This is a genomic window from Nocardioides sp. NPDC054178 (assembly GCF_055585005.1).
On sequence record NZ_JBVJKY010000005.1, the window covers coordinates 242,265 to 261,852 of the forward strand.

Genomic DNA, 19,588 nt, shown 5'->3' on the forward strand with positions numbered 1-19,588 from the left:
CGGCGGCGCCTCACTCCTCAGGGGTACCGAGGTAGGCGACCAGCGCCAGGTGGTCGGAGCCCGGCACCTCGACCGTCTCGGTCGCGAGCGCGACCAGCGCGTCCCCGATCAGCACGTGGTCGATCGCGGTCGACGGCGGAAGCGGTACGCCGGCGAACCCCTCGGTCGGCCAGGTGGGCTGCCATCCGGCGTTGCTGGCCCGGGCCGCGTCCTGCACCTCTGCCTCGTCGAGCAGGCGTCGAACCGTGTGGTGGTCGAGCGAGGCGTTCAGGTCGCCCAGGACGAGGTCGGGCTTCTCCGCGGCCGCCTCCTCGATCATCAGCTCCTGCTCGGCCGGCCACGATGCGAGCGTGGGCGGCGCCGGATGCGCGACGAGGACCCGCCACTCCCCCACATCGGCCACCCACGACCCCATCGACGTCGCGATCCGGCGGGACCTGGTGATCGGCTGGTCGGCGAAGATCATCGTGCCCTCGGTGCCGGGCGCGGCCTCGCCGATCCGGTAGGGCAGCTGCTCGCGCAGCGTCTTCGACAGCTTCACGAACGCCTCCGGGGTGATCTCCTGGACGGCGAGCACGTCGACCTTGTGCGCGCGCACCGCCTCGACCACGGCGTCGGTGTCGCCCTTGCCCTCGAAGAGATTGGTGGTCATCACGGTCAGCGGCTCACCGGCGCTGGTCGCCCGCGACCCGGCGTAGAGCGGCGCCTGCCAGACCACGTGCACCGCCAGCAACAGCGCGACGACCCCGGCGAGAACCGCGAGCCGCATCCGCCCGGCAGCGCCGGCCAACCAGACCAGCACCAGGACCGCGATCAGGCACAGCGCGTAGAGCCCGACGCCGAACGGCGCGAACGCGGCCAAGCGCACCGCCCGCAGGTCGGTGCTCGCCAGGGCCCGGGAGAGCGTGATCGCGAGCGCCGGCAGGCCGCAGACGACCAGCACTCCCCACGCCAGTGCCAGCGGCACCCATCGAGCTCGGCTCACAGCACCACCAGGTCGTCGCGGTGGATGACCTCGCGGGCGTACGCAGCCCCCAGGTTGGCCTCGAGATAGCCGGAGGAGCGCCCGGCCAGCCGCGGGATCTCGTCGGCGTCGTAGTTCACCAGGCCGCGCGCGACGGCCACGCCCGACGGGTCGAGGACGTCGACCGGGTCACCGGCATGGAACGCCCCGGAGGAGCCGGTGACGCCCGCTGCCAGCAGCGAGGCGCCCCGCTTGCTGATCGCGGTGACGGCACCGGCGTCGACGGTGATCGAGCCGACCGGCTCGGTGGCGTGCTGGAGCCACAGCAGTCGCGCCGGGCGCCGCTTGCCGACGGCATGGAACAGGGTGCCGACCGCCTCGCCCGCCAGCGCCGCCTCTGCCTGAGCAGCCGAGGTCAGCACGACCGGAACACCGTCGTCGACGGCGATCCGGGCGGCCTCCAGCTTGGTCACCATCCCCCCGGTGCCCACTCCGGCGGCCCCGGCTTTGCCGATGGTCACCCCGGCGAGATCGGCCAGCGAGGCGACCTCGTCGATCCGCTGCGAGCCGGGCTGGGACGGCGGTGCGTCGTAGAGCGCGTCGACATCGCTGAGCAGCACCAGCAGATCGGCCTTGACCAGGTGGGCCACCAGCGCCGCGAGCCGGTCGTTGTCGCCGAACCGGATCTCGGAGGTGGCCACCGTGTCGTTCTCGTTGACGATCGGGAGCACACCCAGGTCGAGCAGCTTCGACAGCGTCGCGTCGGCGTTGCGATAGTGCGCACGCCGGTTCAGGTCATCGACGGTGAGCAGCACCTGACCTGCGATGATGCCGTGCCGGGCGAGCTCGTCGGTGTAGCGGTGAACGAGCAGGCCCTGCCCGACGCTCGCCGCCGCCTGCTGCTTGGCCAGCGCCCTGGGACGCTTGGCCAGACCCAACGGCGAGAGCCCGGCCGCGATCGCCCCGGAGGAGACCAGCACGACCTCGGCCCCGGCGGCCCGAGTCTTGGCGAGCACGTCGACCAGCGCGCTGACCCGGTCGGGGTCGATGCCTCCCGCGGCCGTCGTCAGTGACGACGACCCGACCTTGACCACCACCCGGCGTGCCCCGGTCACGACCTCGCGCTGCACCGATCCCCCTCGTACGTCAGCCTGCACTCTCCGCTGCGCCGGATCCTACCGGCGCCCGCGCCGGTCGAGCCGCACGTTTCCGCTGGTCGAGCGGGCGCTACCGCTCCGAGTCCACCGACGGGTCGTCCTCGGCCCAGTCGGCGTCGGGGTCGTCCTCGCCGCCGATCTCGTACGCCACCGGGCCGGCCCCGTCGCGCAGCCGGCGGGCGACGTCGGCGCGGGCCTCGTACTCTTCCTTGGTCTCCATCCCGGCATCGATCTCGCGTCGCCGGGCGGCAGCGGGGCGCTCCTCGTAGAAGCGCTGGTCCTCGCCGCGGCGGCCGAGCATCTCGGCGCCGGTCTCGATCGAGGGGCGGAAGTCGAAGACGACCGCGTTGGCCGGGTCGCCGATGATGACGGTGTCGCCCTCCTGGGCCCCGAGCTCGACCAGGCGCATCTCGACACCGAGCCGGTTGAGACGGTCGGCGAGGTAGCCCACGGCCTCCTCGTTCTCGAAGTCGGTCTGGCGCACCCAGCGCTCGGGCTGCGGGCCGCGGACGAGGTATTCGCCGTTCTTCGACACCTTGACCGTGAAGCCGTTCTTGCCCTCCGCGCCCTCGGGGCGCAGCACGATCCGGGTCGGCGGCGCCACCGGGACGTCCTTGCGGGAGGCGGCGACCAGCTCGGCCATCGCGTAGATCAGCTGCTGGGTGCCCTCACCGGAGGCCGCGGAGATCTCGAAGACCTTCAGCCCGCGCTTCTCGAACTCGCCGATGGTCATCTCGGCGATCTCCCGGCCGTCGGGGACGTCGACCTTGTTGAGCGCGACCAGGCGGGGCCGGTCCTCGAGGCCACCGTGGCGGGCGAGCTCGTTCTCGATGACGTCGAGGTCGTCGATCGGGTTGCGGCCCGGCTCGATGCTCGCGGTGTCGATGACGTGGACCAGCGCGGCGCAGCGCTCGATGTGGCGCAGGAACTCGTGGCCGAGGCCGCGACCGTCGGCCGCGCCCTCGATCAGGCCGGGCACGTCGGCGACGGTGAAGGTGATCTCGCCGCCCTTCACGACGCCGAGGTTCGGCACCAGCGTGGTGAACGGGTAGTCGGCGATCTTCGGCCGGGCGCGCGAGATCGCCGCGATCAGCGACGACTTGCCCGCGCTCGGGAACCCGACCAGGCCGATGTCGGCGACGACCTTGAGCTCGAGGCCGATCTCCCGAGCCTCGCCCGGCTCCCCGAGGAGCGCGAAGCCAGGAGCCTTGCGCTTGGAGGAGGCCAGCGCGGCGTTGCCGAGCCCGCCGCGGCCACCCTCGGCGATGACCAGCTCGGAGCCCGGGCCGACCAGGTCGGCGAGGACGTTGCCGCTCATGTCGGTCACCACGGTGCCGTCGGGGACGGACAGGACCATGTCCTCGCCGTGGGCGCCGTTCTTGTGGTCACCGGCGCCCTGGCCGCCGTTGGCGGCCTTGCGCTTGGGACTGTGGTGATAGTCGATCAGGGTGGTCACGTCGGGGTCGACGCGCAGGATGATGGATCCGCCCGGGCCGCCGTTGCCGCCGTCGGGGCCGCCGAGCGGCTTGAACTTCTCGCGGTGCACCGACGCCACCCCGTGTCCGCCGCGACCGGCCTCGACGTGGAGGGTGACGCGGTCGACGAAGGTGGGTACAGCCATGGCTCCAGCCTACCGACGGCACGCCCCACACCTGCTATCCGCGCGACGTGCCGCGGCCTCGGGTGCAGACTGTGCGCATGCGTGTAGGAACTGTGATGTGGCCGATCGAGGACTGGCCGGCGATGGGCGAGCGCTGGGCGCAGGCCGAGCAGCTCGGGTTCGAGACGGCGTGGGTCTATGACCACCTGGCGTGGCGCGGGCACAGCCCGTGGGAGGAGGCGTTCACCTCGATGGCCGCCGCGGCGGCCCTCACCTCCACGATCAGGCTCGGCACGCTAGTGACCACCCCCAACTTCCGCACCCCGATCCCGACCGCCGCCGCGATCCGCAGCCTCGACCGGATCTCCGGCGGGCGCATCACCATCGGCATCGGCGCGGGCGGCGACGACCACACCTCCGACGGCGACGTGCTCGGTCGGACGTTCACGCCTCGCGAGCGCGCCGACCGGTTCGCGGAGTGGACCCGCACCGTCGACCGGCTGCTGCGCGACTCACCGGTGACGATCGAGGGCGAGCACTGGCAGACCCACGAGGTCACCGTCTCCCCCGGTCAGGTGCAGCAGCCCCGCACGCCGCTGTGGCTGGCCGGCAACGGCCCGCGCGGCATCCGGCTCGCCGCCGAGGTCGGCGACGGGTGGATCGCCAACCCGAAGGCGGAGAACCCGAAGGCGTACGTCGCGGAGCGGCTCGAGATGCTTCGGGAGGCGTGCGAGAAGCGCGGGCGTGACTACGACGCGATGCCGAAGCTGTTCATGTCCGGCTTCACCGAGGAGCCGTGGACCGAGTCGGCCGACGCGTTCGAGGACCTCGTCGGCTCCTACGCCGAGATCGGGATCACCGACATCGCGATCCACTGGCCCCGCGCCGGGACCCGCTGGGAGATCCCGTGGGACACCTTCGAGGCGATCGCTGCTCGTGCGGCGTACGTCTGAATGTTCGTCTAGGTATGCAGCCCAACCGCCACTTCCCGGGTGGAGTTCCACGTGGGAAGTGAGTGTTCGGCTGCATACCTAGACGAACCGCCGCCACCCCCACCCGAAACGCCGAAGGGCCCTCTCCGAATCGGAGAGGGCCCTTCGAAAGCGTTGCTCAGGCGTCGCCCGGGACGATGTTGATCACCCGGCGGCCGCGGCGCTTGCCGAACTCGACCGCGCCCGGCTGCAGGGCGAACAGGGTGTCGTCGCCGCCACGGCCGACGTTGGTGCCGGGGTGGAAGTGGGTCCCACGCTGGCGGACGATGATCTCGCCGGCGTTGACGAGCTGGCCGCCGAAGCGCTTCACGCCGAGGCGCTGGGCGTTGGAGTCGCGACCGTTCTTGGTGCTTGCCGCACCCTTCTTGTGTGCCATCTTCTCAGTCCTTCAAGTATCTCTAGAACGCCGGAATCAGGCGTTGATCGCGGTGACCTTGACCTGGGTGTACTTCTGACGGTGACCCTGGCGCTTCTTGTAGCCGGTCTTGTTCTTGTACTTCTGGATGATGATCTTCGGGCCCTTGGAGGCACCGACGATCTCAGCAGCAACCGAAGCCTTGTCGAGGCCGGTCGAGGTCACGTTCTCGCCGTCGACCAGGAGGACCACGGGCAGCGAGACGGCCGAGCCGTTCTCGCCGTCGAGGCGGTCGATCTCGATGACGTCGCCGACAACGACCTTCTGCTGCTTGCTGCCAGCCTTCACGATCGCGTACACCGCGGTCTCCTTCATTGCTCCGAACTCAAAGTCTTGTGTCGACCCGCGGCAAGGCAGACCGGACCCCGAAGCGATAGGTGCCAGCAGATGCCTGCAGGAACGGCGCACTGCGCACGCCGAGATTCAATCTTACGTACGCGGCGAGGTAGCCGCAAAACGCCGCGGCACCGTCCGCCCGACAGTGTCACCAGAGGGTGCCGGTGACATGGTGCCCCAGAACGCCTCGATCACACCAACCGGGCGCCCGGTTCGGCCGCACCCCCTACGAACCGGGCACAATTCCGGGCATGATGACGCCATGACGTCGACCGAACCGTCGCTCGCGAACGAGTCCCGGCAGGAGCAGATCCTGGCCCGCGCACGGACGACCGGCCGGGTGTCGGTGACCGACCTCGCACCCGAGCTCGGGGTGAGCGTCGAGACGATCCGGCGCGACCTCAAGGTGCTCGCCGACCGCGGCGTCGTCGAGCGGGTCTACGGCGGCGCGGTCGCTCTGGAGAGCGGCAGCTTCGAGACCTCGCTCGAGTTCCGCGCCGGCCGCGACGTCGACGAGAAGCACCGGATCGCCCGAGCCGCGCTCCAGCACCGGCACGGGGCGGAGACGATCTACATCGACGAGGGCACCATGCCGCAGTTCCTGGCCGAGGAGCTCTTCGGCCAGGGGCCGGCGACGGTCATCACGCCCTCGCTCCCGGTGGCCACCCGCCTCTCCGCGGATCCGGAGCTCACCGTGATCGTGCTGGGAGGGCGCGTACGCACCATCACCCGGGGCGTCGTGGACCAGTGGGCGACCCGGATGCTGGCCGACCTGGTCATCGACCTGGCCTACATCGGCGCCAACGGGATCTCCCGCGAACAGGGCCTGACCACCCAGGACCCCTCGGTCGCCGCGGTCAAGAAGGCCGCCATCGAGCGCTCCCGACGGCGTGTCTTCTTCGGCGCCCACACCAAGTTCGGGGCCTCCAGCCTGTGCCGTTTCGCCGGCGTACGCGACTTCGAGCTGCTCATCACCGGCACCGAGCTCCCGGCCAGCGAGGCCCGCCGCTTCTCGGCGCTCGGCCCCCGGGTCATCCGGGCCTGAGAACGGGCCTGAAGACCGGCCCGAGAACCGGCCCGAGAACGGGCAGCAACCGGGCGCTCCGGGCGCATCGACCGGGCTAGGGGGTCCGGGCCGAATTACGCCATCGTGGTCCGTGACGACAGTCACACTGCGAGGAGGCAGATCTATGCGGGCACGGAGACGGACCTCCGCAGCGCTGACAGCGCTATCACTGGCGACGGTGATGTTGACGGCATGCGGGACCGGCGGCCTGGGAGCCGGCGGGACGAGCGCGGGTGAGCACAGCATCACGGTGCTGATGGTCAACAACCCCCAGATGCTCGAGCTCCAGGAGCTCACCGCCGAGCATTTCACCGAGGAGACCGGGATCGAGGTCAACTTCGTGGTCAAGGTCGAGCAGGACATGCGCGACACCGCGAGCACCGAGTTCGCCAACCAGTCCGGGATCTACGACGTGGCGACGCTGTCCAACTTCGAGATCCCCTACTACGCCGAGGCCGGCTGGATCTCGGACATGGAGAGCATCGCGAACGACCCCGAGTTCGACCAGGACGACATCCTGCCGCCGATGACCGAGGCGCTCTCGGCCAACGGCAAGGTCTACGGCCAGCCGTTCTACGGCGAGTCCTCGTTCCTGATGTACCGCAAGGACCTGTTCGAGAAGCACGGCATCGAGATGCCGGCCAACCCGACCTGGGAGCAGGTCGCCGGTTTCGCGGCCCAGATCGACGAGGCCGAGGCCGACATGCGCGGCATCTGCCTGCGTGGCCTGGCCGGCTGGGGTGACAACCTCGCCTCGATCACCACGGTGGTCAACACCATGGGCGGCACCTGGTTCGACGAGGACTGGAACGCCCAGGTCGACAAGGGCGGCTTCAAGAAGGCCGCGAACTTCTACGTCGACCTCGTCCGCGAGCACGGCGAGGCCGGTGCCGCGACCTTCAGCTTCCCGCAGTGCCTCAACGCCATGCAGCAGGGCAAGGTCGCGATGTGGTACGACGCCACCTCCGGTGCCGGGTCGCTCGAGGCCGAGGAGTCGCCGGTCAAGGGCAAGGTCGGCTACGTCGCCGCCCCGCACGACCAGACGGAGAACGCCGGCTGGCTCTACACCTGGGCGTGGGCGATCCAGAAGGCGTCCCGGCACCAGGAGGACGCCAAGGAGTTCGTCGCCTGGGCCTCCAGCAAGGAGTACGAGCAGCTGGTGATGGACGACACCGAGCACGACACCGGCGGGCCGACCAACGTGCCCGCGGGCAAGCGCGCCTCGACCTATGAGAACCCCGAGTACCTCGAGGTCGCCGGCTCCTTCGCGACCCCGACCATGAACGCGATCAAGAACGCCCAGGCCGACAACCCCGGCGTCCAGAAGCGGCCCTACAACGGCATCCAGTTCGTCGGGGTCCCGAGCTTCACCGACTTCGGCACCGAGTGCGCCAAGCAGCTCAGCAGCGCCATCTCGGGCTCGAAGACCACCGACGCGGCACTCGACCGCTGTCAGTCGCTCGCCCAGGCGTACGGCGACGTCCAGAAGGAGAAGCAGTGATGGCTTCCGTGACCGCACCACCGCGCGCGACGATCGAGTCGACGGCGACCCGGCCGCCCGCGGCGTACAAGAAATGGGGCCGGGAGTCGTGGAAGCTGCGTGCGCCGCTGCTGCCCGCGCTGATCTTCCTGATCGTGGTGACACAGCTGCCGTTCGTGGCGACGCTGGTGATGTCGTTCATGAACTGGAGCGCCCAGCCCGACGCACCCGAGCGCAGCTTCGCCGGCCTCGACAACTTCAAGACCGTGTTCACGACGCCGGCCTACCGTACGGCCGTCCTGAACACGATCGAGATGACCGTGGTCGTCGTCGGGGTCAGCGCCGTGCTCGCCCTCGGGATCGCGCTGCTGCTCAACCACGCCTTCATCGGCCGCGGCGTGGTGCGCACGATGATGATCGCGCCGTTCCTGATCGTGCCGATCGCGGCCGCGGTCTTCTGGGGGAACGGCATCCTGATGACCGGGTTCGGCCTGGTCGACGGTGTGCTCGGTCAGCTCGGGGTGCCCGGGGCCCAGGACATCGCCTTCCTCACCGACCATCCCAAGCTCGCCATCGAGATCGAGCTGATCTGGCAGTGGACGCCGTTCATGATGCTGATCCTGCTCGCCGGCCTGCAGTCGCAGGATCCCGAGGTGCTGGAGGCGGCGAGCATCGACGGCTGCAACGGGTGGCAGACGTTCGTGCACATGACGCTCCCCCACGTACGCCGCTATCTCGAGCTCTCCATCGTGCTCGGCACGATCTTCATCGTCCAGAACTTCGACTCGGTCCTGGGCATGACCGGTGGGCTGAACTCCACCAACATCCCCTACGCCGTCTACGAGACGTTCTACTCGGCCAAGGACTACGGGGTCGCCTCCGCGCTGGGCGTCGTCGTGGTCATCGGCTCACTGATCATCGCGACCTTCGCACTCCGCGTGGTGTCGTCCCTGCTGACCGACGAGGAGGCTGCTCGATGAACGCATGGAACAGACAACGGGTGGCGAAGATCGTCATCCCGATCGCAGCGTGGCTGGTCGGCATCATCTTCGTGATCCCGATCCTCTACATGATCCTGACCTCGCTGCACGCGCCGCAGGACGCCCAGACCTACCCGCCCAGCTGGGGCGCGCCGCTGACGCTGGAGAACTACAGCGGCCTGTTCACCTCCGCGAACCCGATCACCCCGGCACTGATCAACTCCGTGATCACCAGCGTGATCTCGACCCTGCTCGTGCTCGCCCTGGCCATCCCGGCGGCGTACGCCCTGGCGATCAAGCCGGTGAAGAAGTGGTCCGACGCGATGTTCTTCTTCCTCTCCACGAAGATGCTGCCGATGGTCGCGGGGATCCTGCCGATCTACCTGTTCACGACCCAGGTGATCAACATGCCCGACAACGTGATCGTCCTGATCCTGCTCTACACCGCGATGAACCTGCCGATCGCGGTGTGGATGATGCGCTCGTTCCTGGCCGAGGTGCCGCCCGCGATCATCGAGGCGGCCTCCATCGACGGCGCTTCCACGCTCAGGATCCTGACCCGCATCGTGGCGCCGATCTCGATGCCCGGCGTCGCGGCCACGTCGCTGATCTGCTTCATCTTCGCGTGGAACGAGCAGCTCTACGCCAAGGTGCTGACGTCGGTCGCCGCGCAGACCGGACCGGTCTTCGTGAACACCCTGATCCAGACCGAGCACGCCTACCTGGCCGAGCTGGCCGCCGGAGCGACGCTGATCTCGCTGCCCGTGCTCATCGCCGGGTTCGCCGCTCAGGACAAGCTGGTGCAGGGACTCTCCCTCGGGGCGGTCAAGTGAGCGAGCGCCGACCGATGACCTACCCACGACTCACCACGGCCCGGCTCGGCGACCTCTCCGCGTCCGTCGCCGTACCCGCCTACGACCGCTCCGCCGTCACCCCCGGGATCGTGCATCTCGGGGTCGGCGGCTTCCACCGTGCCCACCAGGCGCGCTACGTCGACGATCTGCTCGCCACCGGCATCACCGGCTGGGGCATCGTCGGGGTGGGACTGATGCCCCAGGACGTACGCATGCGGGATGCTCTCGCCGCGCAGGACCATCTCTACACGCTCCTCGAGCGGGCCCCGGACGGGAGCGTGCAGGGGCGGGTGATCGGCTCCATCATCGACTACCTCTTCGCCCCCGACTCCCCCACCGACGTGCTGGACCTGCTCACCGACCCGCGGATCCGGATCGTGTCGCTGACCATCACCGAGGGCGGCTACCACGTCAACCAGGCGACCGGCGGCTTCGACGCCTCCGACCCCGCGATCCAGGAGGACCTGCGGCCGGATGCGGTGCCCTCGACGGCGTTCGGCTACGTCGTGGAGGCACTGGCTCGCCGTCGAGCCGCCGGGGTGGCACCGTTCACGGTCATGTCGTGCGACAACATCGCCGGCAACGGGGAGGTCGCCCGCGCGATGCTGTCTTCCTTCGCGTCTTTGCGCGACCCCACCCTGGGCGACTGGATCGGTTCCGAGGTGGCCTTCCCGAGCTCGATGGTCGACCGGATCACCCCGGCCACCACCGACGCCGATGTCGAGGAGGTCGGCTGGCGGTTCGGGATCGGCGATGCCTGGCCGGTGGTCAGCGAGCCGTTCTCCCAGTGGGTGCTCGAGGACCGCTTCCCTCAGGGTCGGCCACCGTTCGAGCAGGCCGGGGTCGAGATGGTGCCCGACGTCGAGCCGTACGAGCTGATGAAGCTTCGGCTCCTCAACGCCAGCCACCAGGCGCTGTGCTACCTCGGCTACCTCTCCGGCTACCGCTACGCCCACGAGGTCTGCACGGACCCGCTGTTCGTCGACTTCCTGCTCGGCTACATGTCGCAGGAGGGCGCCCCGACCCTGCCGCAGGTCCCCGGCGTGGATCTGCCGCGCTACCAGCGGGAGCTGATCTCCCGGTTCGCCAACCCCTACATCCGCGACACCCTCGCCCGGCTGTGCGCGGAGAGCTCCGACCGGATCCCCAAGTGGCTGGTGCCGGTGATCACCGCCCAGCTGGGTCGTGGGGGCTCGGTACGCCGATCGGCGCTCGTCGTCGCCTCCTGGGCCCGCTACGCCGAGGGCGTCGACGAGCAGGGCGCGCCGATCGACATCGTCGACCGGCGCCGGGCCGACGTGACGGCACGCGCTCTCGCGCAGCGCGAGGACCCGCTCGCCTTCCTCCGCGACCCTGACCTCTTCGGCGACCTCGTCGACTCTGCTGAGTTCACCGAGCCGTACGCCGAGGCGCTGGCGTCGCTGCACGCGGTCGGGGCGCGGAAGACTCTCGAGTCCTGGAAGGCCTGACACACAGTTGGTGCGGCCTGGGCGGGTCGGCGCCGAATTGAGATTGAACCGTGTGCATCGATGCACCAGGTTGATCCCAATCCGGCAGCCGACCTGCCCAGACGTCGATCCTCGAGGTGAACTGTGTGCGCCGCACCCGCTCTGACAGCCGTCCTCCGCGCACACGGCGGGGCGGCTACCCGCAAAGAGCTGCTCGACCTGGGGCTCCGCGACGAACTCGACGCGGCTCTGTCTAGCGGGAAAGCTGTCGGGCTCACCGGCGCTCGCGTGGCACTTCCCGGTCTTCCCGATGACAAGTCGGCGGCCCTCGCAATCGGCGGCGTGGTCTCCGGGCTCAGCGCCGCGCGCGTGTGGGGCTGGTCGCTGAAGCACGAGCCCACGTCGATCGAGGTGACCGTACCGCGCAACAGCTCGCGCAAGGCCCGACCAGGTGTGGTCGTACGCCGTCGGGATCTACCGGGCGGCGCGGACCCGACCGGCGTCATCACCTCGCGGGCGCAGACCGTGGTCGACTGCGCCCGCGACCTTCCGTTCGACGAGGCGCTGTGCATCGCCGACTCAGCGCTTCGCGACGGGCTGGTCACCGGGCTGGCCCGTGAGGATCTGGTCGCCGCAGCCGAGGCCTCACCGCGCACCGGGCGTCGGCGCGCCCTCGATGTGCTCGCCGTCGCCGACCGACGAGCAGCGAACGCGTTCGAATCGACGACCAGGGCCATCGTGCTCCCGATCGCGGGTCTCTCCGTCGAACCCCAAGGCGACCTGGGATTCAGCGAAGCGGGCGCGGAGCAGTACGGCGACCTGGTCGATACGCGCCTGAAGCTTCTCATCGAGTGCGAATCCTGGGCTTACCACTCCGGCGAGGAGCCGTTCCGGCGTGACATCCGCCGCTACACCGATCTGGTCGCGCTGGGCTGGACCGTCCTCCGTTTCGTCTGGGAGGACGTGATGCAGAGGCCTGACTACGTACGTCGCCAGGTCGAGCGAGTCGTCCAACGCCTCGGTCGTCAGACCATCCAGCGCGGATAGCCGCTGGGCACCTGCCAAGGTGCAGCACCGAGGCCAAGCAATGATGATCGGCCAGGCCATGGGCGCCGTGGAAACGCCGAAGCCTCGGCTACCGCTGGTGCGGTAGCCGAGGCTTCGTGGCGTCGGTCAGTTGTCGCCCGACGGCGTGGTGTCGCGGCTGGCGCCACCACGGGTGCGGGTCACGACCTTCGGTGCCGGGGTCGAGGCGGTGCCGTTGCTGACGGTCGGCGCCTCGGACTTGGTCGCAGTCATCACCGCGCCCTCGCCGGTGCTCACGACCTCGCGGCGGGCGCCGCGGCGCTGCCGGGTGACCACCTTGGGCTTGGAGTCGACCGGCTCGGCCGCAACCGGCTCGGCCACGATCGGCTCGGCCACGGTCGGCTCGGTCGCCTGCGGCACCTCGGGCTCGGTCACCTCGGGCTCGACGGCCGGGGCCACGGGAGCGGGCTCCTCCGCGACGGCCGGCTCGGTCGCGGCCGGCTCGGTCGCGGCCGGCGCCGGCTTCGACTCGGTCGAGCTGCCGACGACGGCGGCCAGGACCGGGCGGCCGGTGGTGCCGGACCGACGGGTGCGCGTACGCGTGGTGACCTTCGGAGCCTCCGGCTCGGCCGGGGGCTGGACGGCCGGGGTCTCGGCGACCGGCGCTTCGGCGGCCGGGGCCGGGGTCTCGGCGGGCGTCTCGACCGGCTCCGTGGCCGGGCTCGATGCCTTGGACCGACGCGAGCGGGTGCGGGTCGTGACCTTCGGAGCCTCGACCGGCGCCGCCTCGGAGGCGGACTCGACGGGCTCAGCGACCGTGGGCTCGGTGACCGTGGGCTCGGTGACCGTGGGCTCGGCGGGGGTCTCGACCGGCTCGGCCACCGGTGCCGACGCCTTGGAGCGACGCGAACGCGTGCGGGTGGTGACCTTCGGAGCCTCGGCGGGCTCGGCGGGCGTCTCGACGGGCTCGACGACCTGGGCAGCCTGCTCGTCGGCCTGGTCCGCGCCGCGGACGGCCCCTGCCTCGCTCGTCTCGCTCTGTCCGGCCATGGCGGCGAACTCGGCGGGCGTGGGGGTCTTGGCGGACTCCTCGACGGGCTCGGCGCGGTGCTCGGTGCCGACCTCGTCCTTGCCCTTGCCCTTGCCACCGCGACCACCACGACGGCGCGAACGCGGCTCGTCGGGGGCGACGCCGGAGGACTTGCCGGCCTCGACCGGGTGGTCGTGGATCACGAGACCACGGCCGCCACAGGCGTCGCAGGTCTCGGAGAAGGCCTCGAGCAGGCCGGTGCCGATCCGCTTACGGGTCATCTGCACCAGGCCGAGCGAGGTGACCTCGGCGACCTGGTGACGCGTCCGGTCGCGGCCCAGGCACTCGACCAGGCGACGGAGCACCAGGTCACGGTTGGACTCGAGGACCATGTCGATGAAGTCGACCACGATGATGCCGCCGATGTCGCGCAGCCGGAGCTGGCGCACGATCTCCTCGGCCGCCTCGAGGTTGTTCTTGGTGACCGTCTCCTCCAGGTTGCCCCCGGAGCCGGTGAACTTGCCGGTGTTGACGTCGACGACGGTCATCGCCTCGGTGCGGTCGATGATCAGCGAGCCACCGGAGGGCAGCCAGACCTTGCGGTCCAGGCCCTTCGCGATCTGCTCGTCGATGCGGTAGGCGGCGAAGGCGTCGGCCTCGCCGTCGTACTTCTCCACCCGCTCCTCCAGGTCGGGGGCCACCGACTGGACGTAGTCCTTGACGGTCTCCCACGACGAGTCGCCGGAGATGACCAGCTTGGCGAAGTCCTCGGTGAACAGGTCGCGGACGACCTTGAGGGTCAGGTCGGGCTCGCCGTAGAGCAGCTGCGGGGCGTTGCCGTTGGCCTTCTTCTCGATGTCCTCCCAGCGCGCCTTGAGCCGCTCGACGTCACGCGTGAGCTCGTCCTCTGCGGCACCCTCGGCAGCGGTGCGTACGATCACACCGGCCGTGTCGGGGACGATCTCCTTCAGGAGGGTCTTGAGGCGGTTGCGCTCGGTGTCGGGCAGCTTGCGGGAGATGCCGGAGGTGGTGCCGTCGGGCACGTAGACCAGGAAGCGGCCGGCCAGCGAGATCTGCGAGGTCAGGCGGGCGCCCTTGTGGCCGATCGGGTCCTTCGTCACCTGGACGAGCACCTTCTGGCCGGAGGTCAGCACCGACTCGATCTTGCGGGGCTGGCCCTCCTTCCAGCCGAGCGAGGCCCAGTTGACCTCACCGGCGTAGAGGACCGCGTTGCGGCCCTTGCCGATGTCGATGAACGCGGCCTCCATGCTCGGCAGCACGTTCTGGACGCGGCCCAGGTAGACGTTGCCGATCAGGCTGGTCTGGCTCTCCCGGGCGACGTAGTGCTCGACGAGGACCTTGTCCTCGAGCACGGCGATCTGGGTGAGGTCCTCACGCTCGCGGATGACCATGACGCGCTCGACCGACTCGCGGCGGGCCAGGAACTCGGCCTCGCTCACGATCGGGGCCCGGCGACGGCCCGCCTCGCGGCCCTCGCGGCGGCGCTGCTTCTTGGCCTCCAGGCGGGTCGAGCCCGACAGCGCGGTGATCTGGTCGTCGCCGGTGCGGCTCTGGCGGACCTTGGTGACGGTGTTCTCCGGGTCGTCCCCGGCGTCGCCGGAGGCCTCGCCCGCCCGGCGGCGGCGACGGCGGCGGCGCGAGGAGCTGCCGCCCTCGCCCTGCTCGGCGTCGGCGTCCTTGCCGGCGTCGTCGCTCTCGGTCTCGCTGTCCTCCGACTTGTCGTCGGCGTCGGACGCCTCGGAGCCGTCGGCCTCGCCGTTGGCACCCTTGCGCCGGCGACGGCCGCCACGGCGGCGACGGCGACGGCCGTTGCCGCCGCCCTCACCGTCGTCGGCCGAGCTGTCGTCGGACTCGTTGCCGGACTCGGTCTCGGACTCGGACTCGGACTCGGTGGTGGTGTCCTCGGGCTGCTCCTCGTCGGCGGCCTTCTCCTCGACCGGGGCGGCGCTGCGCGCGTTGCGCCTGCGGGTCCGGGTCGGGGCCTCCTCCTTCGCCACCTCGACGGCGGGCTCATCGGTGGGCTCGGCGGTCGGCTCGACGGTGGGCTCGGCGGCCTGCGGCTCGTCCTGGGCAGGCGTCTCGACAGCGGCCTCGACGGGCTTCGGCTCGGCCGTCTTGCGCGTACGCCGGCGGGTGGTGGTCTTGGTCGGCGCCTGGAACAGCACCGCGGGAGCCACCGGACCGGCCTGCTCGGCCTCGGTCTCCTCGTCGGTCTCGTCGGTGACCTCCTCGGCGGGGGTCTCGACGGGCTCCACCGGAGCGGCTGCCTTCTTGGCCGCTGCCTTCTTCGCGGTGGTCCTCTTGGCGGCGGTCTTCTTCGCCGCCGTCTTCTTGGCCGGGGCCTCGACGGTCTCGGCGGGAGTCTCGGGGGTCTCGCCCTCAGGTGCGGCCGCCTCGGCAGCCGCGGGGACCTCGGCGCCCTCGACCTCGGCCGGCGCCGCGGCGGCAGCCTTCTTGGTCGTACGCTTCCGGGTCGTCTTCTTCGCCGCCGTCTTCTTGGCGGGGGCCTCGGCGGTCTCAGCAGCCTCGGCGGTCTCGTCGGCGGGGGCCTCGACGGCCTCGGCCGGGGCCGCGGCGGCGGCCTTCTTGGTGGTGCGCTTGCGCGTGGTCTTCTTCGCCGCGGTCTTCTTCGCGGGAGTGCTCTCGACGGTCGCTTCCGCATCGGTCGCGGGGGCGTCGGTGGTGGGGGCGTCGGTCACCGGAGCCTGCGCTGTTTCAGCGCCGTTCTCGGTGTTCTCGACAGTGGTCTCGTCGGCCATGCCGTTCTCCTCATCCAGGACCTTCACAGGTGCCGGATAGTCAGGTGCCGGGAAACGGGCGCTGCGCAGTATCGAACTTTTTCCACGTAGCAGCCGCGTCGCGGCGCAAAGCTTGTCAGGGCGGCGGCATCCTCCGCAGCGGTGCGTCACAGGCAGCGGTTCGTCACCTGCCGCGGTCGCTCGGCCGTCCGGGACCTTCCCGGGCGAGTCGCTCTCACTGACCTGCTAGGCCTGCGTCGCGGTCTGGTGACGCCCTACCTCCTGTGTGCCGGAGTGCGGCCCCGAAGGACCCACGCCGGCGAGGCGTCGTCGGACTGTCCATTCCTCGGGCCGGGCCCGATTGTTTGAGCAGTCGTCTCGGAGTATCGCATACACCCTGTCAACAGACCGATATCCGGACACCAACGAGATTCAGGGAAGCGTGGCTTCCTTCATCTGGCGCGACTTGTAGACGTTCACGATCACCACTCCGTCGAGCCAGTCGGTGAGCCGATCGGCCTCCTCCGCCAGGGCCTTCCGCCCGGCGTCACCGATGTCATGGCGCACGATCGGGTGCACCCGGCCCTCGTCGTCCTGCGCCCAGGCCCCCACGATCCGGCCGTCCCACCAGGCGGTGTTGCCGGCGTTGCCGTTGGAGTCGAAGAGGTACGCCACGTCCTCGGCGTCCAGGTAGAACCCGCGTTCCTTCCAGCCCATCACGGTGGGGTCGAGGGTGGGCAGCAGCGCGGCCCAGGGATCGATCTCGGGCTCCGGCGAGGTGGTGATCGGGTCGTCGGGGAGCACCCAGCCGGTGCCACCGCTCTCGAGCCCGACCTCCACGGCACCGACCGTGGCGAGCGCGGCGCGCACCGCCGACTTGGTGGATCCGAGCCACCAGACCAGGTCGGCCTCGGTGCCCGGACCGAAGGTGCCCAGCCAGCGGCGGACGAGGGCGGCGTACCCCTCCGCAGCAGGGAGCGGAGTCGGCATCTCGCCGAGCCACGACTCGGTGAGCGTCCAGGTCGGCTTGTTCAGCCGCCAGTGCCCGAGGTTGGTCGCCCGCATCAGGCGTCCCTGCGCGGCGAGGGTGCCGATCACCCAGCGGCCGATCGCGAACTCACCGCCCCACTTCTTGTCCGGCGCGCCCATCCGGAACCGGACGTCGAGCTCCGGCACCAGCTCCCGCAGCTGCGTCGTCGTCCGAGGCTCGCCGTCGGTGAGCGCCGCCAGCGTCGCCGTGAACGCCTTCTCGATCCAGCCGTCCTGGTCCTCGTCGATGCCACCCGCGGTCAGCCACTTGTGAAGGTTCTTCTCCTCCCCCGCCGCCACCCGGGCCGAGGCACTGCCCCAGGCCGCCGGGACCAGCTCGCGCGGGAAGGCGAAGAGCGTGCGCCGCATCGCCAGCTGCTTGACCAGCGAGCGCTCCTCGTAGAGCGCCCGTTCGACGTCCTCGACCCGGAGGTCGTGGACCCGCGCGTGCAGCGCGAGGTGGACGGTCGCGGCCTCGGTCGCATGCCAGGCGGTCATCGCCTGCGTCGCGGCGGCCACGTCGGCGTACCTGTGGGCGGAGGCGAGCCCATGCCTGCGGGCCAGCCTGGCCCGACGCTCGCGATCGGTGACCGTTCTCATCGGCAGAGCCTCATCCCTCGCACGCTAGTGGAGCGGGTCGCCGATCGTGCCGGAATCCTCGTCGAAGATGCCCTGGCTGAGCCGGGTCAGCAGCGGCAGCCCGCCGTGCTCGGGGCCCACCTTCAGGCCGCCGGTGCGCTCCAGACCGGTGACGACGTCGTCGGGACGTACGGTCGGGGTGCCGTGCTTGAGCAGGAGCTCCAGCCGGGAGCCACCCTCGCGGGGCGCCGAGGCGAGGCGTACGACCGCGCCCCGGGCATCGAACTCACGCAGGCCCTTCTTGGTCATCCGGGACACGATGACCTCCTCGGCGCCGAGGAACGCCTCGACCGCCGCGGCGGCCTCCTCCGGCGCCGTCGGGAGGTCGATGATCCACTCGCTGCCGGTGAGCAGGTCGGCCAGCGCACCCTTGGGCGAGGTGGCGGTGTCCACCACATCGATCAGGTCGAGGCCGTCGGGCATGACCTCGTCCAGGGCAGCCTTGGTCGCGGCCGGGTCGACCGTCTCGCGCAGCCCCAGCTCGACGTACTCGGCCTCGCTCGCCGCGCCGGTCGGCGCCGCACCGGCGTACGAGATCCGCGGGTGCGGGTTGAAGCCCGAGGAGTAGGCCACCGGGATCCGGGCGCGCGCGACCGCGCGCTCGAAGGCGCGGCTGAAGTCGCGGTGGCTGGTGAACCGGAGCCGGCCGCGCTTCGCATAACGGATGCGAAGACGCTGGACCGGAGGGGCCTGCTGTTCGGGCTGTTGACGCACGAGGTCGATTATGTCGGTCCGGGGGCACGATGACCCATCCGGCGAAGGGGAAGCCAACGGAATGTAACGACCTGCCAACGAAAAATGGGAGACTCGCGCGGTGAGCCACCACAGAAGCAGGAAGTTCTCGGTACGCCTCCAAGAGCTGCTGCCGATCTTCGCGGTGGTCCTCACGGTCGGCGTCATCGCCGCCCTGAGCGTCCTCGCGCCCCGGCTGAGCGACTCCAGGCAGGCCTCCGCGGACGCCTCCTCCTCGCCGAGCCCCGAACCCGGCGCGACCAGCCCGTCGGCCTCCGCCTCCGCCTCGGCGCCGTCGGAGCCGCTGCCGAAGTTCAAGACGCTCGAGGCGCCACCGGCGATCGACAAGGCCACGAAGAAGCCGAAGATCGACCCGTGCGCGGTCCCGCGCAACCTCACCGTGATGACCTTCAACATCAAGGGCGGCCGGGTCTCCCCCGGCGAGCTCGGCGGCATCGCGAGCGTGATCAGGGCCTCCGGCGCGGACGTCGTACTCCTCCAGGAGGTCGACCAGAACCGCCGCCGCTCCGGCAACGTGGACCAGGCGGCGATCATCGCCTCGCACCTGGGGATGCAGTCCGTCTTCGCGGCCAACGACTACATCACCGACCGCGGTGGCTACGGCACCGCGATCCTGTCGCGCTTCCCGATCGACGGCTACGACAACACCCACCTGCCCAACCGTGACGGCAAGGAGCAGCGCGGCGTGCTGCGGGCCAACATCATCGTCGAGGGCCAGCGGCTGGTCGTCTTCAACACCCACCTCGACCACACCTCCGACTCGCTGCGGCAGGCCCAGATCGGCGCGGTCATGGCCAAGGTCGACGCCTACGACGGCGCCAAGCTCCTCGGCGGCGACCTCAACGCCGGTGACGGCTCCGGGGTCCTCGGCACCGCCCTGGCCACGTTGTCCGACGCCGGTGCCGCGCTGGGCGCCAGCCACGACGGCGGCGGTCGCGTCGACTACCTGCTCCCCAACTCCTGGCTCGCCGCCGGCGACGGCCACGTCACCCCGACCGGCCTCTCCGACCACCACGCGGTCAGCATCGACTTCGCCATGCGTGGCGCCGCGGACTGCTGA

At 70.5% G+C, this 19,588-nt stretch carries 16 protein-coding genes; 8 read left to right on the forward strand and 8 right to left on the reverse strand.

Going from position 1 to position 19,588, the window contains the following annotated elements:
* Positions 1-10 precede the first annotated feature (10 nt).
* The 3 genes from ACZ6WN_RS19650 to obgE form a co-directional block, all read right to left on the reverse strand.
* Entirely contained in the window at positions 11-985 is a 975-nt protein-coding gene (locus tag ACZ6WN_RS19650) for an endonuclease/exonuclease/phosphatase family protein (protein WP_465866926.1), read from the reverse strand.
* Positions 982-2,094 carry a glutamate 5-kinase gene (proB, locus tag ACZ6WN_RS19655; RefSeq protein ID WP_465866927.1) on the reverse strand — a complete coding sequence of 371 codons (1,113 nt, stop codon included), beginning with the start codon at positions 2,092-2,094 and terminating at the stop codon, positions 982-984. Before proB ends, ACZ6WN_RS19650 begins: the two co-directional genes overlap by 4 nt.
* A 97-nt stretch (positions 2,095-2,191) precedes the next feature.
* Positions 2,192-3,742, reverse strand: coding sequence for a GTPase ObgE (obgE, locus tag ACZ6WN_RS19660; protein ID WP_465866928.1), 1,551 nt, complete (start codon positions 3,740-3,742; stop codon positions 2,192-2,194).
* Between the two features lie 77 nt (positions 3,743-3,819).
* Between obgE and ACZ6WN_RS19665 the strand changes: the two genes are divergently transcribed.
* A complete protein-coding gene (locus ACZ6WN_RS19665; protein WP_465866930.1) occupies positions 3,820-4,674 on the forward strand; it encodes an LLM class flavin-dependent oxidoreductase in 855 nt (284 codons plus the stop codon).
* A 157-nt stretch (positions 4,675-4,831) separates the two neighbouring features.
* Here ACZ6WN_RS19665 and rpmA read toward each other — a convergent pair whose 3' ends face one another.
* The gene (gene rpmA, locus ACZ6WN_RS19670; RefSeq protein WP_008358497.1) at positions 4,832-5,089 is read right to left on the reverse strand and encodes a 50S ribosomal protein L27; all 258 of its coding nucleotides are present in this window, start codon (positions 5,087-5,089) and stop codon (positions 4,832-4,834) included.
* Positions 5,090-5,125: 36 nt separating this feature from the next.
* Positions 5,126-5,428: a 50S ribosomal protein L21 gene (gene rplU, locus ACZ6WN_RS19675; protein ID WP_160024636.1), complete on the reverse strand. Its 303-nt coding sequence runs from the start codon at positions 5,426-5,428 to the stop codon at positions 5,126-5,128.
* 298 nt (positions 5,429-5,726) lie between these two features.
* Here rplU and ACZ6WN_RS19680 point away from each other — a divergent pair, with 298 nt between their 5' ends.
* The 6 genes from ACZ6WN_RS19680 (at position 5,727) to ACZ6WN_RS19705 (ending at position 12,339) form a co-directional block, all read left to right on the forward strand.
* Complete coding sequence (locus tag ACZ6WN_RS19680) at positions 5,727-6,509, forward strand: DeoR/GlpR family DNA-binding transcription regulator (RefSeq protein WP_465866932.1); 783 nt, start codon at positions 5,727-5,729, stop codon at positions 6,507-6,509.
* Between the two features lie 202 nt (positions 6,510-6,711).
* On the forward strand, positions 6,712-8,031 hold the full coding sequence (locus ACZ6WN_RS19685) for an ABC transporter substrate-binding protein (protein WP_465866933.1): 1,320 nt from the start codon (positions 6,712-6,714) through the stop codon (positions 8,029-8,031).
* Positions 8,031-8,990 carry a carbohydrate ABC transporter permease gene (locus tag ACZ6WN_RS19690; RefSeq protein ID WP_465866934.1) on the forward strand — a complete coding sequence of 320 codons (960 nt, stop codon included), beginning with the start codon at positions 8,031-8,033 and terminating at the stop codon, positions 8,988-8,990. Before ACZ6WN_RS19685 ends, ACZ6WN_RS19690 begins: the two co-directional genes overlap by 1 nt.
* Entirely contained in the window at positions 8,987-9,823 is an 837-nt protein-coding gene (locus ACZ6WN_RS19695; RefSeq protein ID WP_465866935.1) for a carbohydrate ABC transporter permease, read from the forward strand. The genes ACZ6WN_RS19690 and ACZ6WN_RS19695 overlap by 4 nt, the downstream gene beginning before the upstream one ends.
* A 14-nt stretch (positions 9,824-9,837) precedes the next feature.
* Positions 9,838-11,313, forward strand: coding sequence for a mannitol dehydrogenase family protein (locus ACZ6WN_RS19700; RefSeq protein ID WP_465866937.1), 1,476 nt, complete (start codon positions 9,838-9,840; stop codon positions 11,311-11,313).
* Positions 11,314-11,580: 267 nt separating this feature from the next.
* Positions 11,581-12,339 carry a DUF559 domain-containing protein gene (locus tag ACZ6WN_RS19705; protein WP_465866939.1) on the forward strand — a complete coding sequence of 253 codons (759 nt, stop codon included), beginning with the start codon at positions 11,581-11,583 and terminating at the stop codon, positions 12,337-12,339.
* 126 nt (positions 12,340-12,465) lie between these two features.
* Here the strand turns inward: ACZ6WN_RS19705 and ACZ6WN_RS19710 are convergent, their stop codons facing one another.
* From ACZ6WN_RS19710 to ACZ6WN_RS19720, 3 genes are all read right to left on the reverse strand, one after another.
* Positions 12,466-16,128: an Rne/Rng family ribonuclease gene (locus tag ACZ6WN_RS19710; protein WP_465866940.1), complete on the reverse strand. Its 3,663-nt coding sequence runs from the start codon at positions 16,126-16,128 to the stop codon at positions 12,466-12,468.
* Positions 16,129-16,539: 411 nt separating this feature from the next.
* Positions 16,540-17,736, reverse strand: coding sequence for a winged helix DNA-binding domain-containing protein (locus ACZ6WN_RS19715; protein ID WP_465866942.1), 1,197 nt, complete (start codon positions 17,734-17,736; stop codon positions 16,540-16,542).
* 24 nt (positions 17,737-17,760) lie between these two features.
* On the reverse strand, positions 17,761-18,489 hold the full coding sequence (locus ACZ6WN_RS19720; protein WP_465866943.1) for a TIGR03936 family radical SAM-associated protein: 729 nt from the start codon (positions 18,487-18,489) through the stop codon (positions 17,761-17,763).
* A 100-nt stretch (positions 18,490-18,589) separates the two neighbouring features.
* Between ACZ6WN_RS19720 and ACZ6WN_RS19725 the strand changes: the two genes are divergently transcribed.
* On the forward strand, positions 18,590-19,588 hold the full coding sequence (locus tag ACZ6WN_RS19725; RefSeq protein WP_465866945.1) for an endonuclease/exonuclease/phosphatase family protein: 999 nt from the start codon (positions 18,590-18,592) through the stop codon (positions 19,586-19,588).

Excerpts from the sequence above, each read along its gene's own strand:
- ACZ6WN_RS19665 (WP_465866930.1), top strand. The coding sequence starts at position 3,820 with ATGCGTGTAGGAACTGTGATGTGGCCGATCGAGGACTGGCCGGCGATG.
- ACZ6WN_RS19715 (WP_465866942.1), bottom strand. The coding sequence starts at position 17,736 with ATGAGAACGGTCACCGATCGCGAGCGTCGGGCCAGGCTGGCCCGCAGG.
- ACZ6WN_RS19695 (WP_465866935.1), top strand. The coding sequence starts at position 8,987 with ATGAACGCATGGAACAGACAACGGGTGGCGAAGATCGTCATCCCGATC.
- ACZ6WN_RS19690 (WP_465866934.1), top strand. The coding sequence starts at position 8,031 with ATGGCTTCCGTGACCGCACCACCGCGCGCGACGATCGAGTCGACGGCG.
- ACZ6WN_RS19700 (WP_465866937.1), top strand. The coding sequence starts at position 9,838 with ATGACCTACCCACGACTCACCACGGCCCGGCTCGGCGACCTCTCCGCG.
- obgE (WP_465866928.1), bottom strand. The coding sequence starts at position 3,742 with ATGGCTGTACCCACCTTCGTCGACCGCGTCACCCTCCACGTCGAGGCC.
- rpmA (WP_008358497.1), bottom strand. The coding sequence starts at position 5,089 with ATGGCACACAAGAAGGGTGCGGCAAGCACCAAGAACGGTCGCGACTCC.
- ACZ6WN_RS19710 (WP_465866940.1), bottom strand. The coding sequence starts at position 16,128 with ATGGCCGACGAGACCACTGTCGAGAACACCGAGAACGGCGCTGAAACA.
- ACZ6WN_RS19685 (WP_465866933.1), top strand. The coding sequence starts at position 6,712 with ATGTTGACGGCATGCGGGACCGGCGGCCTGGGAGCCGGCGGGACGAGC.
- ACZ6WN_RS19680 (WP_465866932.1), top strand. The coding sequence starts at position 5,727 with ATGACGTCGACCGAACCGTCGCTCGCGAACGAGTCCCGGCAGGAGCAG.